The organism is Paenibacillus alkaliterrae, from assembly GCF_021532375.1.
GTDB classification, from domain to species: Bacteria; Bacillota; Bacilli; order Paenibacillales; family Paenibacillaceae; genus Pristimantibacillus; species Pristimantibacillus alkaliterrae.
In genome coordinates this window covers 33,470-48,611 of sequence record NZ_JAKGAP010000014.1, presented here as the reverse complement: position 1 = coordinate 48,611, position 15,142 = coordinate 33,470, and the positions used below count along the sequence as shown (strand labels likewise).

The 15,142-nt window shown below is 48.0% G+C and carries 16 protein-coding genes; 15 read left to right on the top strand and 1 reads right to left on the bottom strand.

The features are described 5' to 3' along the window. Positions 1-23 precede the first annotated feature (23 nt). From L1N85_RS08015 to L1N85_RS07995, 5 genes are all read left to right on the top strand, one after another. A complete protein-coding gene (locus L1N85_RS08015; protein ID WP_235236939.1) occupies positions 24-1,001 on the top strand; it encodes a LacI family DNA-binding transcriptional regulator in 978 nt (325 codons plus the stop codon). A gap of 175 nt (positions 1,002-1,176) precedes the next feature. Further along, complete coding sequence (locus tag L1N85_RS08010; RefSeq protein ID WP_235236937.1) at positions 1,177-2,475, top strand: ABC transporter substrate-binding protein; 1,299 nt, start codon at positions 1,177-1,179, stop codon at positions 2,473-2,475. 104 nt (positions 2,476-2,579) lie between these two features. Continuing rightward, positions 2,580-3,464: a carbohydrate ABC transporter permease gene (locus L1N85_RS08005; protein WP_235236936.1), complete on the top strand. Its 885-nt coding sequence runs from the start codon at positions 2,580-2,582 to the stop codon at positions 3,462-3,464. Continuing rightward, the gene (locus L1N85_RS08000) at positions 3,464-4,291 is read left to right on the top strand and encodes a carbohydrate ABC transporter permease (protein WP_235236933.1); all 828 of its coding nucleotides are present in this window, start codon (positions 3,464-3,466) and stop codon (positions 4,289-4,291) included. Before L1N85_RS08005 ends, L1N85_RS08000 begins: the two co-directional genes overlap by 1 nt. Before the next feature lie 72 nt (positions 4,292-4,363). After that, the gene (locus L1N85_RS07995) at positions 4,364-5,773 is read left to right on the top strand and encodes a glycoside hydrolase family 32 protein (protein WP_268818193.1); all 1,410 of its coding nucleotides are present in this window, start codon (positions 4,364-4,366) and stop codon (positions 5,771-5,773) included. A gap of 509 nt (positions 5,774-6,282) precedes the next feature. Here L1N85_RS07995 and L1N85_RS07990 read toward each other — a convergent pair. After that, the gene (locus L1N85_RS07990) at positions 6,283-7,164 is read right to left on the bottom strand and encodes a transposase (protein WP_235236929.1); all 882 of its coding nucleotides are present in this window, start codon (positions 7,162-7,164) and stop codon (positions 6,283-6,285) included. Between the two features lie 491 nt (positions 7,165-7,655). Between L1N85_RS07990 and L1N85_RS07985 the strand changes: the two genes are divergently transcribed. The 10 genes from L1N85_RS07985 to fabZ all read left to right on the top strand — a co-directional run bounded on the left by L1N85_RS07985 (position 7,656) and on the right by fabZ (position 15,132). Beyond that, positions 7,656-7,889, top strand: a complete 234-nt coding sequence (locus L1N85_RS07985) for a hypothetical protein (RefSeq protein ID WP_235236927.1) — start codon at positions 7,656-7,658, stop codon at positions 7,887-7,889. Positions 7,890-8,096: 207 nt separating this feature from the next. After that, positions 8,097-9,308, top strand: coding sequence for a stage II sporulation protein D (gene spoIID, locus L1N85_RS07980; protein ID WP_235236925.1), 1,212 nt, complete (start codon positions 8,097-8,099; stop codon positions 9,306-9,308). Between the two features lie 79 nt (positions 9,309-9,387). Then, positions 9,388-10,125, top strand: a complete 738-nt coding sequence (locus L1N85_RS07975) for a M23 family metallopeptidase (RefSeq protein WP_235236923.1) — start codon at positions 9,388-9,390, stop codon at positions 10,123-10,125. 191 nt (positions 10,126-10,316) lie between these two features. Next, complete coding sequence (spoIIID, locus tag L1N85_RS07970) at positions 10,317-10,604, top strand: sporulation transcriptional regulator SpoIIID (RefSeq protein ID WP_087569465.1); 288 nt, start codon at positions 10,317-10,319, stop codon at positions 10,602-10,604. Positions 10,605-10,728: 124 nt separating this feature from the next. Next, positions 10,729-11,721 (top strand): rod shape-determining protein MreB, encoded by a 993-nt coding sequence (gene mreB, locus L1N85_RS07965; protein WP_235236921.1) that lies wholly within the window; start codon positions 10,729-10,731, stop codon positions 11,719-11,721. A gap of 29 nt (positions 11,722-11,750) precedes the next feature. Next, a complete protein-coding gene (locus L1N85_RS07960) occupies positions 11,751-12,614 on the top strand; it encodes a flagellar hook-basal body protein (RefSeq protein WP_235236919.1) in 864 nt (287 codons plus the stop codon). Positions 12,615-12,649: 35 nt separating this feature from the next. Next, on the top strand, positions 12,650-13,492 hold the full coding sequence (locus tag L1N85_RS07955; protein WP_235236917.1) for a flagellar hook-basal body protein: 843 nt from the start codon (positions 12,650-12,652) through the stop codon (positions 13,490-13,492). A gap of 16 nt (positions 13,493-13,508) precedes the next feature. Further along, complete coding sequence (locus L1N85_RS07950) at positions 13,509-13,823, top strand: DNA-directed RNA polymerase subunit beta (RefSeq protein ID WP_235236915.1); 315 nt, start codon at positions 13,509-13,511, stop codon at positions 13,821-13,823. 170 nt (positions 13,824-13,993) lie between these two features. Beyond that, positions 13,994-14,527: a CDP-alcohol phosphatidyltransferase family protein gene (locus tag L1N85_RS07945; protein ID WP_235236913.1), complete on the top strand. Its 534-nt coding sequence runs from the start codon at positions 13,994-13,996 to the stop codon at positions 14,525-14,527. A gap of 173 nt (positions 14,528-14,700) precedes the next feature. Beyond that, complete coding sequence (fabZ, locus tag L1N85_RS07940) at positions 14,701-15,132, top strand: 3-hydroxyacyl-ACP dehydratase FabZ (protein ID WP_235236911.1); 432 nt, start codon at positions 14,701-14,703, stop codon at positions 15,130-15,132. Positions 15,133-15,142 lie beyond the last annotated feature (10 nt).

The following is a 15,142-nucleotide window of genomic DNA, read 5'->3' as shown; positions in this document are numbered from 1 at the left end:
TGAATGAAAGCAAAGGGGCGGCCATGGCAACGATTCATGATGTGGCAAAAAAAGCGAAGGTTTCCGTAACGACGGTTTCCCGCGTTCTGAATAATAGGGGTTATATTAGCGAGGCGACTAGAACGAAGGTTTTTAAAGCGATGGAGCAGCTTCATTATCAGCCTAATGAAATTGCGCGATCGCTCCTTAGAAAACAGTCTAACGTCATTGGGCTTATTATTCCTAACGTTTCTCATCCCTTTTTTAGCGAGCTGGCAAACTATGTGGAAAACTATGCCTATGAGAAGGGCTTCAAAATGCTGCTGTGCAATTCACAGCTCGATCCGGTCAAGGAAAAGGATTATATCGAAATGCTGAAGCGCAATCGTGTCGACGGTATCATTATGGGCAGTCATACCCTCCAGGTCGAGGAGTATATAAACTTAAGCTCGCCTATCGTGACGATTGACCGCCAAATCAGCACGGAAATTCCTTATATTTCATCTGATAATTATATGGGCGGGAGCTTGGCGGCCAAGCTTTTGTTAGCTAAAGGCTGCATGAAAACCGCTCATATTTGCGGTAACCTGGAGCTTCAATTACTCGCGAACCAGCGAACAACAGCTTTTAAATCGGTCATGAATGAGAATGGCGTAGAGCCTATCATCGTTCAAACGGATATGGATGTCTTCAATCAAATCCAATATGCGCAAATGATACGACAGCTGTTCGAGGATCATCCCGATATTGACGGCGTATTTGCGACCAGCGATATTATTGCCGCATTTGCAGTTAAGGAATGCGCAGCTGTAGGCAAACGAATACCGGATGATGTAAAGATCATCGGCTATGACGATATCAATGCCGCAAGCTGGATGATGCCGGCGATTACAACGATCAAGCAGCCTATTTCACAAATGGCGCTAACGGCTGTCGACCTTATCCTCAAACAAATGAATGAAGAGGAGTTTCATCTCGAAAACATTCATCCGGTATCATTGGTCGAACGTGCTACAACCTGATATTGCAGATCGAAAAACCCTTGCTGCGCAAGGGTTTTTTTAATTTAGAATAATATGTCAATCGTTTGACATGTCAAACGATTGACATATGACATAAGCGACGATATAATACGATGTGAAAGCGGTTTATACGATCGATAAGCCGTATACATTATAGAGAATCGGGGGCAATTATATGAAAACGTTGAAGTGGATGCAGGTACTGGCATTGTCGCTTATAGTCGTTCTGTTTGTTGCAGCTTGCGGGAAGTCCGGCGAGTCGGAAAGTGAATCCGAAGTAAAAATAACGCTGCTTAATTCGAAGGGTGAAATCCAATCGCAGCTTGAAGCGGCAGCGAAAGCATTCAAGGAAGATAACCCGGGCATCACGCTCGAAATTATTCCGGTTCCTGCTGGTCAATCTCCATTTGAGAAAGCGTCAGCGCTTTACGCATCCGGTAATCCGGCAACGATTACGATGCTGGACACTGGCGACGTAGAGAAATTTAAGGATCGTGTCCTTGACCTGAGCGGCGAGAAATGGATGGCTGATGCGGTTGAGCGCAGTACTTCGCTGACGACGTTTGACAGTAAGAACTATGCATTCCCGCTAGCGATTGAAGGCTACGGCTTCATTTATAACAAAGCTGTCGTTGATCAGGCGGTAGGAGGAGCATTTGATCCGGCCGCGATTAATACGACTGAGGCGCTGGAAGAGCTTTTTCAAAAGATTGAAGCTTCCGGCAAAGCGCCGCTAATCGTTTCGCCGATGGACTGGTCGCTGGGCGCTCACTACTTGCCGCTGGCCTATGCGGGCCAATCTAGCGATCCGGCTGTGGTTGCGCAATTTGTAACCGATTTGAAGGCGGGTAAAGTCGATCTTGCTAGCAATAGCGTCTATAACGGCTTGCTCGATACATTTGACCTGATGGCGAAGTACAACATCGACAAAGCATCGCCGCTATCCGGCACCTATGAGAGAGGACCAGAGGTGCTTGGCAAAGGCGAAGTCGGCATCTGGTTCCAAGGCAACTGGGCTTGGCCGCAAATTAGCAGCTTTGATACCGCAAGCGGACAATACGGCTTCCTTCCTGTCCCAATCAGCAACAATGCCGATGACTTCGGCAATACGCAAATATCGTCCGCCGTATCGAAGCGCTTGGTGCTTGATAAAGAGAAGAACACAGCGGAGCAGCAAGCGGCTGCAAAAAAATGGCTGGAGTGGATGGTCTACAGTGAGAAAGGTCAGGATTTCCTAGTTAATCAAGCGAATATTATTCCAGCGTTTAACAATATCACGCTTGAAGCGAAGGATCCGCTTGCGAAGTCCATTTCCGACTACATCGCAAAAGGAAAGACACAGGATTCCATGAGCACGCTGCCGGCTGATCACTGGGCGAAGATCGGCGCTTCTATGCAAAAATATTTTGCAGGCGCCGCTGACCGTGCAACGCTGACGAAGGAAATTCAAGAATATTGGAAAACAGTAAAGTAATTTATAACGGATAGAGTTGGCTTACCCCGTCGCAGGATGGGGTAGGCCGTTTACGCTTCATTGCTGCCAAATTGGCAAAACTTACATGAATGAGAGGGATCTTGATGATAACGGAAAAAGGGCTGTGGAATCGTTTGCGATTGCGGCTGCTGTTTACCGGACCTACCTTGTTTGCTTTTCTTGCTGTAATGATAGTTCCATTCCTATACGGCATTTATTTAACCTTTACGAATTGGGACGGCATTTCGACGACGAGCAGCCTTGTCGGGTTTCAAAATTATGTATCCGTTTTTCAGGATACTGTATTTTGGCACTCCTTTTTATTGACTTTAGAATATGTATTTATCACAGTCATTCTTATTAATATCGTTGCGTTTTTGCTTGCCTTCGTATTAACGAGCGGACTCAAGGGGCAGAGCCTGTTTCGGGCAGGTTTTTTTGTTCCGAATCTTGTGGGCGGAATCGTACTCGGGTTCGTATGGCAATTTATATTTTCGAACGTTCTAGTTTACTTGGGAAAGGAAATGAGCCTTCCTTTATTCGACGCATCTTGGCTGGCCGATCCGAATAAAGCGTTTTGGGCGATGATTATCGTCACCGTATGGCAATATGCGGGCTACATGATGGTTATTTATGTGGCAGGACTGATGAACGTGCCGAAGGATATTTTGGAAGCAGCGAGCATCGACGGAGCAAATCTTCTGACTAAATTGCGCAAAATGGTGCTGCCGCTAATGGTTCCATCCTTTATTGTTTGTATTTTCTTGTCGCTGCAAAGAGGCTTCATGGTTTATGACTTGAACATTTCCTTAACGAAGGGCGGACCATACAAAAGCACGGAGATGGTATCCATGCATGTATATGAGAAAGCCTTTCTTTCGAGGGATTACGGAGTAGGCCAAGCGGAGGCGTTCGTACTGTTTTTGCTCGTGGCCATCATTACGATCGCACAGGTGTATTTCAGCAAGAAAATGGAGGTGGAGGCGTAATGAAAAATACGAATGCGACGCTCGACTGGACCAAATTCGGAGCCCTCTTTATTTGCTTGATGCTGTTCATATTTCCGTTTCTGCTCTTGCTAGTCAATTCGTTCAAAGAGAATAAGGAGATTACGTCAAGCCCGCTTTCGCTCCCTGAGGGCTTTAGCTTCTCCAACTACACGGATGCATTCGGCAAAATGGACTACGTCTCAGCGTTTTCGAATTCAATCATTGTAACGGTGTTCAGTGTATTGCTAATTTCACTTTTGGCCGCGATGACGGCTCATTATTTTGTCAGGCATCAAACGAAGTTAAATCAATATACATTTTTCTTAATGATAGCGGCGATGATTATTCCGTTCCAGGCCATTATGATACCTCTTGTCAAAATCTATGGCTCCATTGGTTTTCTGGACAGTAAATGGGCATTGATCTATATGTACATTGGTTTTGGCAGCCCTTTAGCCGTTTTTATTTATCACGGCTTTGTGAAGAGCGTCCCGGCGGAGCTTGAGGAAGCAGCGCTAATAGACGGATGCACAAGAACGCAAACCTTTTTCCGCATCGTACTTCCGGTACTGGTCCCGACTACGGTTACCATTGCCATTTTAAATGTCCTGTGGATATGGAATGACTTCCTTCTGCCATCCTTGGTGCTCATTGCGCCGGAAGAAAGAACGTTGCCGTTGTCAACCTTCTACTTTTTCGGTACGTATACGATCGACTATGGTCCATTAATGGCTGGGCTCATGCTTACTATATTGCCTGTGTTAATCGTATATTTGTTCGCGCAGAAATACATTATTCAAGGAGTTATGCAAGGCTCCATCAAATAAAGAGTAAAGGTAGGATGCTTTATTTTATACACACGAGAGAACGCCGACAAGTTTATTTCCGACAGAAAGTATTTGCTGAAAGAAGAGTACCGGCTTGCGTATCATTTGATGAGCGAATTTGGGTGGATGAACGATCCGAATGGATTTGTGTATTACAATGGACAGTATCATATGTTTTATCAGTACTACCCGTATCAGCCGGTATGGGGACCGATGCATTGGGGGCACGCGGTTAGTCATGATTTGATGGAGTGGAAGTATCTGCCGGTAGCGCTGGCGCCGGACCAAGGCTATGACCGCGACGGGTGTTTCTCTGGCAGTGCAATCGAACAAGACGGTAAGCTTTATTTAATGTATACAGGGCATTTGGTGACAGGACCTGATAAGGATCACGATTATACTCAAAATCAGAATATCGCCGTATCCAAGGACGGCATTCACTTTGAAAAGCTGGATTGCAACCCTGTGCTTGGCCCTGAGCAAATTCCAGCGGGCGTAAGTCAAAGGGACTTCCGCGATCCCAAGGTGTTCGTGCGAGACGGCATTTATTATGTAGTGCTAGGCTCTAATGATGGCCAAGGCAAAGGCTTAATATTATTGTACCGCTCTATTGACCTCGTAGAATGGGACTTCGTGGGTGAAATTGCGCGAAGTGATGGCGAGATGGGTGACAATTGGGAATGTCCGGATCTCTTCGAGCTGGAGGGACGCGATGTCCTTATACTGTCGCCGCAGCGAATGCCTGCTCAAGGCGATGACTATCAAAACCTTCATTCGACGGCGTATATGATTGGACGTCTGGATACGGAGCTAGGACGCTTTCACTATGATCATTACGAACAGGTCGATTGCGGCTTTGATTTTTATGCTCCCCAGACAGCTTTAGATGCTAAAGGAAGACGAATCGTCATAGGCTGGATGGAGACATGGGAGACGGAAATTCCAACACAGCTCGGACATTATTGGGCCGGTGCCATGACGCTGCCGCGCGAGATTGTTTTGCAAGGGGATAAATTGTTGTTTAAACCGCTGGAGGAAACCAAGTCCTATCGCCATAATGGCTATGAGGCTTCTAATATCAGGCTGGAAGGTATTCAAGATATGGAGGTTCACGGCGATTGTTATGAGCTTGAGGTCACATTCCGTGCAGAAGAAGCTAAAGAGTTCGGCTTGAAGCTTCGTGTCCATGACGAGGAAGCTACCGTTTTGTCCTATCGTCCAACGGACGGTCTATTGCGATTCAATCGAGACCATTCGGGAATCGGCTTGGGAGGCGAACGCCGAACGAAGGTCGAGCTGAAAGAAGGTCTCCTGAAGCTGCGAATATTCGTCGATAGATCATCAGTTGAAGTATTCATTCAGGATGGCGAGAAGGTCATGACCGGCCGCATCTACCCGGGCTCACAATCGCAAGGCATACAAGCCTATGCGCAAGGCAACTGCTCGGTAGTATCCTTCAAGAAATGGGACATTAGAACTTGACCATAATCTCTATTAATCACGCTACCCAAGCAAGCTAGCTTGCTTGCTATCCCTACAAGACTGTTGCAACCAACCCTAACCAAAAGAACGGCCACCCTACCACTTGAGCAGTGGCCACGCCGTTACTTGAAATGACGAGCCCATCACTTGGGATCGATGACTAAATCGTCACTTGTATCGGCAAAACCACTTTTTTTTTTCATTCCAAAGTGAAACCGTTCTTTTGGATTTTCCAGCCTGTCCTTGCTTTTTCCAGAGAGCTATATTCCTTTTCTTTTTTCTTTGCTCCACTATCCCCCCAGCTCAGGAAAATCTCATACCCAACCCAACCCAACCAAACCCAACCCAACCCAACCCAACCCAAATAGTAACTGTTTAATTTTGACCTGCCTGGAGACTGACCCTATTCAGCTCAAGCGATAAATGTGTTCTGGCAACCTGGCCGAGCGCTCTGATCCCGCGAGCAATGCTTCTCCTACATTGGAAGCGTATGAATCAGTATGTAAAAGCTAACTTGCTATATGTAGAGTCCTGAAATTAATACTACATCTGCGAAAGGATGTGCCTGACAAACATAGCTGAAGTAAAAATTCGAATGGGCAATGATTATGGTTGATGGCTTGGTTATAGCGGAAGCAGAATTCATCTAAATAGGACTGTGCATAAGCAAGGCCGAGTCCGTGAAAAGTATCGTTCATCCAATGAAAGGCTGACTTGGCTATGCCGGGCAATAGTGCTTGGCTTCCTGGAGGATTAATGTGTCTTCTGTTTATTTCGATATGAGACAAATCAGAACCAACATGAAGCTCCAAAAATTCGCGTTCTGCCTGCTTGGTCAAGAAGCCGCGAGGACTTTGTTCGCATGAAATGAGTTTTATTTTTAAATAGGGACTGTCAGTCGATGTAGTGGAACGCGCAATTATAGCGCCATGCTCTTTCTGGAGGGCTTCATAGGTAGGTATAGGCTGTTTCATATAGATTTCGAGTTTGGCTTCCACCACCCCGGATAAAAGGATGCTGCGGTCAGAATCCGAAATGACCAGTCTAATTTTTTTGAGCATTGTCCAGGCTGTTTTGTAGGTGACTTTAATGAGTTCGGCAAGCTGAACCGCGTTCGTGCCATTCTCGCAGGCGGCTACGATAAACAGGGTAAGCAACCACTTATGCAGAGGAGTTCTGCTTTTGTCCATGGCGGTGCCCGAGGTTAATGAAGCTTGGTGTTTGCAACTGCGACATTCATAGATAGGGAGTCTCCTCGTGGTGATGGTATATGCGGACCTATGCTGGCATCTTGGACAGCAGAACCCGGAGGGCCATTTAAGCTTATGAATGAGGGGAATACAGTCATTATCATTAGAATAGCTCTTTTGAAATTGTTGAATGATATCCATGACAGTACCTCCCTATTAAAAATCCTCCATAAAAAGAACGTATGTTCGTATAACTAGTGTATCAATTATTGGAGCGGAAATCAATTGTTAATTTGAAGTTAGCAAATTTTTGTGTGGATAGGGCCTGCTAAGCTCTATAAATATAGGTGAGGAAGAATGTATGGAATTCGGACTCCTGAGCCGAGGGGATAGTGGAACAAAGAATAGAGGAGGAGCAGCGAAACGTTTCCTGGAACTGAGCCGTGGGGATAGTGGAACAAAGAATAGAAGAGGAGCAGCGAAACGTTTCCTGGAACTGAGCCGAGGGGATAGTGGAACAAAGAATAGAAGAGGAGCAGCGAAACGTTTCCTGGAACTGAGCCGAGGGGATAGTGGAACAAAGAATAGAAGAGGAGGAACGAAACGTTTCCTGGAACTGAGCCGAGGGGATAGTGGAACAAAGAATAGAAGAGGAGGAACGAAACGTTTCCTGGAACTGAGCCGTGGGGATAGTGGAGCAAAGAGGAGAGAGGGGAAGTAACACGATTATCGGATGGGGGGATAAGATGGGCGGAGTGATCGAAAGAGGAGATCCGTATTCTAAAGTTGCTGGCACAGAGCGTTGTGGTTGCGGGCAAGGAGGATTACTAGGATACTGCTTGGTTATGCCGCTTCTATATTTTATTGAAAGATTGATGGATGCCCAAGCATCCGTATCGACGGAGGTGGTGCTTGCGGCGTTGTAATCGGTCATTTTCGAGTAAAGTAAGCGGCGGGATTGAAGTTGGCGGAGGCGCTTCGACACGATTGTTAAAGGTGCCGGTATCGTAAGCCGAGTTCTACCCTACTATTTTTGTTCATAGAATAAATCATCGAGCCGGATTAAGAGAGAGGCTTCGCACGCTCTGCGATTTGTGCTTACAGCTATCCGGTCAAGATGGGAAGGGGGAGGCATGAGGCGAAAAATAGGAAGGTTGGCAAGGCGCTGGGGGCCGTCGCGTACAAGCCGCACATGGCCTTTGTTCGGGATAGGTATTATGTTGGGAGCCGCTATCGTTTTTGTACGGTTGTCTGTTACCGAAATTGAGGCAAGCAGAGACGCGGCGGGACAAGCAGCGCTTGGAGCGAACACCATTGCAGTAACACGGAATGATGGCGATGAAGGTCGGTTGGCGGGTCAAGCAGAATCAGGATTGGAACAGGAAGCGGCTGCCTCTGACCCCGTCCAGTCATCCCCCGTTAAGAAGCCGGCGGCGGTGCCGAAGCCTGAGAAAGAGCAAACCGCAGCCGTGTCCCCGGGAGCTCTCGATAGACTCAGCATTCGCGTTTATTTAACAAAGGAAGAACGCATCGAAACGGTTCCGCTGGAAACGTATGTGCAGGGCGTCCTTGCAGGCGAAATGCCGATAGATTTCGAGCTGGAGGCGCTCAAGGCGCAGGCGATCGCGGCACGCACCTATATTGTTCGCAGAATCGGGCTGAAGGATAAAAGCGGGATGAAGGTGCAGCAGGCCGATGTGACGGATACGGTCGAGCACCAGGTGTATGTTCCGGTGACAGCTCTTTCGCGTAAGTGGACGGGTGACGTAAAGAAGACAAATCTAGCTAAGCTGAAGCAGGCAGTGGAGGAAACGAGAGGACTTGTCATTACATATGAGGGTGAACCGATACAAGCGACGTTCTTCTCTACCAGCAACGGATATACGGAAAATTCAGAAGATTACTGGGAACAGTCTCTTCCCTATTTGAGAAGCGTAGCAAGTCCGTGGGATGCAGATATCTCGCCCCGCTATAAAGAAACGACTACGTTGACGAAAACGGAATTTTACTTGAAGATGGGACTATCCGGGAAAAAAGCATCTGCGAAGCCATCTATTAAAGTAACCGGGAAAACGGACGGCAATCGCATCAAAACAGTTAAGATCAACGGAGCGTCCTTCAGCGGACGAGAGGTTCGCGAACGGCTGGGGCTCGCTTCATCGCAATTCTCTTGGACGATTAAGAAGGATAGCATTACGATAACGACGTTCGGATTCGGGCATGGCGTAGGCATGAGTCAATGGGGGGCCAACGGAATGGCCAAAGACGGCAGGCTGGCGGAGGATATTATCCGTCACTACTATACCGGCACGAAGGTGGAGCAAGCTTCAAAACTTCCAATCTAATCAGACTCTTAAAAATTACTATTCACCTCACGTATAAACCTAGCAGATCTGGCAACAATGGCTAGTGAGGTGATAGAAAATGAATGATCAAAACAAACCTAAGCAAAGACCAGAAGAAACTCCCAAAACCGTACTGGGAGGAACGTCTGCCGCAAAATCTAGCAGTGGATGGAAGAACCTTTTTGCAAAGCGATGGGTTTCTCCAGCAATCTTTATGGCCGCGGCAGCAATTATCGTAACCTTAATGTGGATCTATCAGGGAGCGGATCAAGCGAGTCCTACAACAGGAAAAACCGGCTCTAATGAAGTTTCACAAGGGGATGAAACGATTCCGCAAGGTCAGAACGATGAGACGATGGAAGTCGCAATAGGTGACGAGCTTATGCAGTGGCCGGTCGTTGACAAAACTTCGCTTAAAATTGAGCGTCCGTTCTTCGATGAAAATGCAAGCGAGGCCGAGCAAGAAGCGGCAGTGGTGCAGGTGGGTAATACATTCACGACAAACACAGGCATCGACTTTGTAAATCCGAATGGAGACACATTCGACGTGCTGGCCGCATTGTCCGGTAAAGTAACGCATGTGTCAAAGCATGCGACCAACGGCAACGTTATTGAGATCACGCATGCAGATGGTCTTGTGACCGTGTACCAAAGCGTAGCGGAAATTCAAGTGGCTGAAGGCGATGACGTTCGCCAGGGCACCAAAATCGCTATTGCGGGCCGCAGCGACGTTGGCCGTGATCTAGGTATCCACCTTCATTTTGAAACGATCAAAGACGGCAAGCCAGTAAATCCAAACTCGCTCATTACGGAGTAATGTCCGAAAGCAAATGCGGAAACGAAGTGGAAATAGGACTAAAGTCATACAGGCAGGGGTCATTCCCCTGCCTGTTTTACGTTTTTATGAAAATTTTTTCACATTCCGGCTTGTCAGGCTTGGCTATAACGAATATATACCCACTCCACTCATATAATGTACCAAACTATCTCGAGTAGGGAGGCGGGAACGTGCACGATTACATTAAGGAGCGAACCATTAAAATAGGCCGCTGCATCGTTGAAACGAAGCATACGGTGCGCACGATTGCCAAGGAGTTCGGTGTATCCAAAAGTACGGTGCACAAGGACCTCACTGAGCGGCTTCCTGAAATAAACCCCGATCTGGCCGATCAGGTTAAGCACATTCTCGAATACCACAAATCGATCAGGCACCTGAGGGGAGGAGAAGCGACCAAGATTAAATATAAGAAAACGAGTTCTAAGAAGCGGGAAGTGCTTGCAGCGGGGAAAGTATGAAGTTTTTTCTCGAATTATAGAGGAATTTTGTCCTTTTTGGCGAATAATGTACGTTAGCGGTTTCCGTGTCAAGGGAGCCAAATGTACGTTATGTAAACATTATTCGTTGGGGGACTTAAACCTTATGCTGAGCAAGGATATTGGAATCGATCTTGGTACAGCCAATGTATCCATTCATGTGAAAGGAAGAGGCGTCGTGCTCGATGAGCCTTCAGTCGTCGCGATTGAAAGCGATTCGAAGAAAGTGCTGGCCGTGGGCGAGGAAGCGCATAGAATGGTTGGACGTACGCCGGGTAATATTGTGGCGATCCGGCCGCTTCGGGATGGCGTCATTGCAGATTTTGAAATCACGGAAATTATGCTTAAGGCTTTCATTGATCGCGTTGAAGGAAGAAAATGGTTTAGTCAACCCCGTATTTTGATTTGCGCTCCAACGAATATTACGTCAGTTGAGCAGAAAGCGATTCGCGAAGCCGCGGAACGAAGCGGCGCGAAGAAAGTATTTCTTGAAGACGAGCCGAAGGCTGCCGCGATCGGGGCTGGAATGGACATTTTCCAGCCTAGCGGCAATATGGTCGTAGACATTGGCGGGGGCACAACGGATGTAGCCGTTCTTTCCATGGGCGACGTTGTGACCTCCTCTTCCATTAAGGTCGCCGGGGACAAGTTCGACGACGCGATCATGAAGTTTATCAAAAATAAGTACAAGCTTATGATCGGCGAAAGAACAAGCGAGGACATTAAAATCAAGATAGGTACCGTGGTAGAGTTCGGACGTCAGGAAGAGATCGATATTCGCGGACGGGATATGGTTTCGGGACTGCCGCTTACGATTACGATTCGATCGGGCGAAGTTCGCGAAGCGCTTTGGGATCCGGTTATGTCGATTGTATCGGCTGCCAAAGCGGTTCTTGAACGAACGCCGCCGGAGCTGTCCGCGGACATTATTGACCGCGGCGTTATTTTGACGGGCGGAGGGGCGCTGCTCGGAGGACTTGATGCCCTTCTGGCGGAGGAGCTGAAGGTGCCGGTATTGATTGCGGAGGATCCTATGCACTGCGTGGTAAAAGGAACCGGTATTCTGCTCGATAACTTGGACAAGCTCGGGAAGAAGTAAAGACGGCAGCGGCCTAGGAGGTAACAGCTATGTTAAGAGGATTATATACCGCAGCATCAGGTATGGTTGCCCAGCAGCGCAGGCATGATACGGTTACGAACAATATCTCTAATATAAATACGCCCGGATATAAACAAACCAACGCGGTGACGCGTTCTTTTCCTGAGATGCTTCTGTCCTTGACCGGAGCGGGACCGGAGCATACAACCACGGTTGGAAGGCTGACGAGCGGCGTGTTTGCCGAAGAAAGCTTGTCTATCCACCTGCAAGGGGATTTGATGCAGACGAATAACTCGTCTGACTTCGCGCTTATTTCTAACATTGATTTGGACGGGATTGCGTTCGATGCATCGGGCAAATTTATCGGTACCGACGGCGAGGTTACGTTCCAGCCTCAAGCATTCTTCACCCTACAGGATCAGAATGGCGAGGTTCGCTATACAAGAGGCGGTAAATTTTCGTTAACGGAGCAAGGTTTTCTTATGTCCAGCGACGGATCGAGCGTGCTTGGAACAGACGGGCAGCCTATTCAAATGCCGGCGGGGATCGGTCTTGACCGTCTTCTGCTTACGGGCGATCAACGTTTTGTTGACGTAGACGGTGAGGATATCGGCGTTCAGCTGCTTATTAGCCGCTTGGACAATCCGAACCTGCTCGTAAGGGAAGGAAATGGTAACTTCCGCTTTGCAACCGAGGCCGGAGAAGCGGAAGCTATTGCTCCCGATGAGCGGGTCGAAGTAAGACAGGGCTACGTGGAGCGTTCCAATGTGGATGCCGCTCAAGCCGCTGTCGACCTTATGTCAGCGCTCCGCGCTTATGAAGCGAACCAGAAAGTCATCCAATTCTATGATCAAAGCTTGAACAAAGCTGTAAACGACGTGGGGCGCGTATAATATATAGGAATGAGTAGAGGAGGTGCTGCGTAAGCATGAACAGTTCGATGATTAACGCGATGGTATCAATGAACGGGCTTCAGCAGAAGCTTGATTTACTTGCAGATAACATTGCAAACGTGAACACCGTAGGCTACAAGCGCAAGGAAGCGACCTTCGAGGATTTGCTCAACAATGTAAGAAGCCAGCCGGATGAGTTCGGTCGGCCTGGCCGGCGTACGCCGATGGACTTTATGCAGGGCTGGGGCGCCAAGATGACGATGGTGCAGCCGAATTTGTCTCAAGGTCCTTTGCAGGGCACGGATAAAGCGACCGATATTGCCATCGAAGGCAATGCCTTGTTCGAGGTTGAAGTGGATACGGCCGGCAATCGCGGTTACACGCGCAACGGGGCGTTCCAGTTGACGGTGGGGGAAAACGGTGATACGATTTTGGCAACAGAGGACGGTTATCCGATCGTTGCCAATGTGACGGATGTCACGACCGGTAATATCGTGGAGGGAAACATTGTCGTACCGCATGGCTATGACCTTCGCGTTAATCCGGATGGAACCGTGCTTGGTGTATCCTCTGAACGAACAATTGAGCTTGGCAGCATAAAGCTCCTGCAAGCTTCACGTCCAGCTGCCTTAACGGCAGTTTCCGATAATTTGTTTGTTATTGCGAATGGGATCAATGTTGGCGATGTCGTTCAACAAATCGTACCGGATTCGGAAAATCTTATTTCGCTGCGTCAAGGATACTTGGAGCAATCGAACGTCGTTCTGACGGATGAGATGACCGAGCTTATTAATGTGCAGCGCGCTTATCAATTGGCAGCAAGAGCATTATCTTCTAGCGACACGATGATGAGCCTGGCAAACGGATTGCGCGCGTAAGGATAGGATGATGTAGATGAGTATGGCCGATGAACGAATCGACCGCGAAGCAAGCGGAATCGGTAGTCAAGCTGAAGAGGGCGGTACCGAGGGGAAGAAGCGCGGCAAACGCGTGAAAGCTAACGGGAGCCCGAAGAAGAAGCAACGGCCCGAAGGGGTAAAGATGCTGCTGTGGTTTTTACGCAAAAGCATCGTGCCGCTCATAATGTTAATTATGCTTATAACGGGATTATACGTTGGTTATGTCGTTGTGGGGAAGGGACCGGAGGATGATGTGTTCAGCTGGTCAACCTGGCAGCATCTCTATGACTTAGTTTTCGCGGAATCCTGATAGGCTCATCAATAATTTTGAATTTAAAATAAGCAGAACCAAGGGCGGTTCTGCTTATTTGTGCATAACCGTTACGGTGCCATACGAGAGTTTTATTTTTGAGGGAGGTAGTTGTATAATAGTTGGGAACCATGATGGACAGTCAGCAATAGGTAGAGGAGCGTGAAAGGTTGAATCTGCCGAATCTCTTAACAACATTGCGTTTTGTACTGATTCCTGTCTACATAACGGTTTTCGTAAAGGGACACATGATTCCGGCCTTCTTGATTATGGTTGCCGCCGGCATAACCGATGTACTCGATGGCTATATCGCACGCCGGAACGGCCAAGTTACGACGATAGGCATGATGCTCGATCCGTTGGCTGACAAGCTTATGCTTATTACGGTAATTGTTTCGTTGCTCATATCCGGTCATATATCCTGGGCGGCTGCGGCAGTGATGTTTTTACGCGATCTCAGCATGATAGCTGGAGGGCTGTATTTCCACTTCCGTGGGAAAAAGACGGTGCCTGCAAACTGGATGGGGAAGCTGACAACGGTTCTGTTTTATGCGGCGATTATGCTTATTTTTTTCGAGGCTCCGCATGCTCATTCGTATTTGTGGGCGGCTATTGCGTTTTCGTTTGTTACTTTCATTATGTATATCGCCATGTTTAAGGCGATCAATAAGCCTCTGACGGAAACGCCGCCAGGTCCCTTATAACCGAAGTCTCAGTTGAGATGAACAAAGAGGCTTGGCATAGGACGCTTCGGGTCCGAGCTGCCAAGCCCCTTATCTTAACCTCCACAAACTGCAGTTTCATGAAGGATAAATATAGTTTCGTACATATGAACGCTTTTTATACCATTAAACTTTGGAAAAGGAGTTTTTTTCTCATGTTGGATATTAATCAAATTCAAGAGATCATTCCGCACCGTCCGCCGTTTCTGCTCATCGATCGTATTTTGGAGGTAGAACCGGGTGTAAAGGCCGTCGGCCTCAAAAATGTAACGATGAATGAGCCCTTCTTCGTCGGTCACTTTCCCGGCTATCCGGTCATGCCCGGCGTGCTTATCGTAGAAGCGCTGGCGCAGGTTGGATCGGTGGCGATGCTTATGCTCGAGGCGAACCGCGGCAAGCTGGGCTTCTTTGCCGGCATTGACGGCTTCCGCTTCCGCGGACAAGTAAAGCCGGGCGATGCACTGACGCTGGAGGTCCAAATCACCCGGCTGAAAGGATCTATCGGCAAGGGGCAAGCAACCGCGAAGGTTGGTGATCAAGTCGTTGCCGAAGGCGAGCTCATGTTTGCATTGTCTGACCCTTCATAAAATTTATAAT

Coding starts and splice junctions, on each gene's coding strand:
- L1N85_RS07950 (WP_235236915.1), top strand. CDS start 13,509: ATGAGTATGGCCGATGAACGAATCGACCGCGAAGCAAGCGGAATCGGT.
- L1N85_RS08010 (WP_235236937.1), top strand. CDS start 1,177: ATGAAAACGTTGAAGTGGATGCAGGTACTGGCATTGTCGCTTATAGTC.
- L1N85_RS07990 (WP_235236929.1), bottom strand. CDS start 7,164: ATGGATATCATTCAACAATTTCAAAAGAGCTATTCTAATGATAATGAC.
- L1N85_RS08005 (WP_235236936.1), top strand. CDS start 2,580: ATGATAACGGAAAAAGGGCTGTGGAATCGTTTGCGATTGCGGCTGCTG.
- fabZ (WP_235236911.1), top strand. CDS start 14,701: ATGTTGGATATTAATCAAATTCAAGAGATCATTCCGCACCGTCCGCCG.
- L1N85_RS08000 (WP_235236933.1), top strand. CDS start 3,464: ATGAAAAATACGAATGCGACGCTCGACTGGACCAAATTCGGAGCCCTC.
- L1N85_RS08015 (WP_235236939.1), top strand. CDS start 24: ATGGCAACGATTCATGATGTGGCAAAAAAAGCGAAGGTTTCCGTAACG.
- L1N85_RS07975 (WP_235236923.1), top strand. CDS start 9,388: ATGAATGATCAAAACAAACCTAAGCAAAGACCAGAAGAAACTCCCAAA.
- mreB (WP_235236921.1), top strand. CDS start 10,729: ATGCTGAGCAAGGATATTGGAATCGATCTTGGTACAGCCAATGTATCC.
- L1N85_RS07960 (WP_235236919.1), top strand. CDS start 11,751: ATGTTAAGAGGATTATATACCGCAGCATCAGGTATGGTTGCCCAGCAG.
- L1N85_RS07955 (WP_235236917.1), top strand. CDS start 12,650: ATGAACAGTTCGATGATTAACGCGATGGTATCAATGAACGGGCTTCAG.
- spoIID (WP_235236925.1), top strand. CDS start 8,097: ATGAGGCGAAAAATAGGAAGGTTGGCAAGGCGCTGGGGGCCGTCGCGT.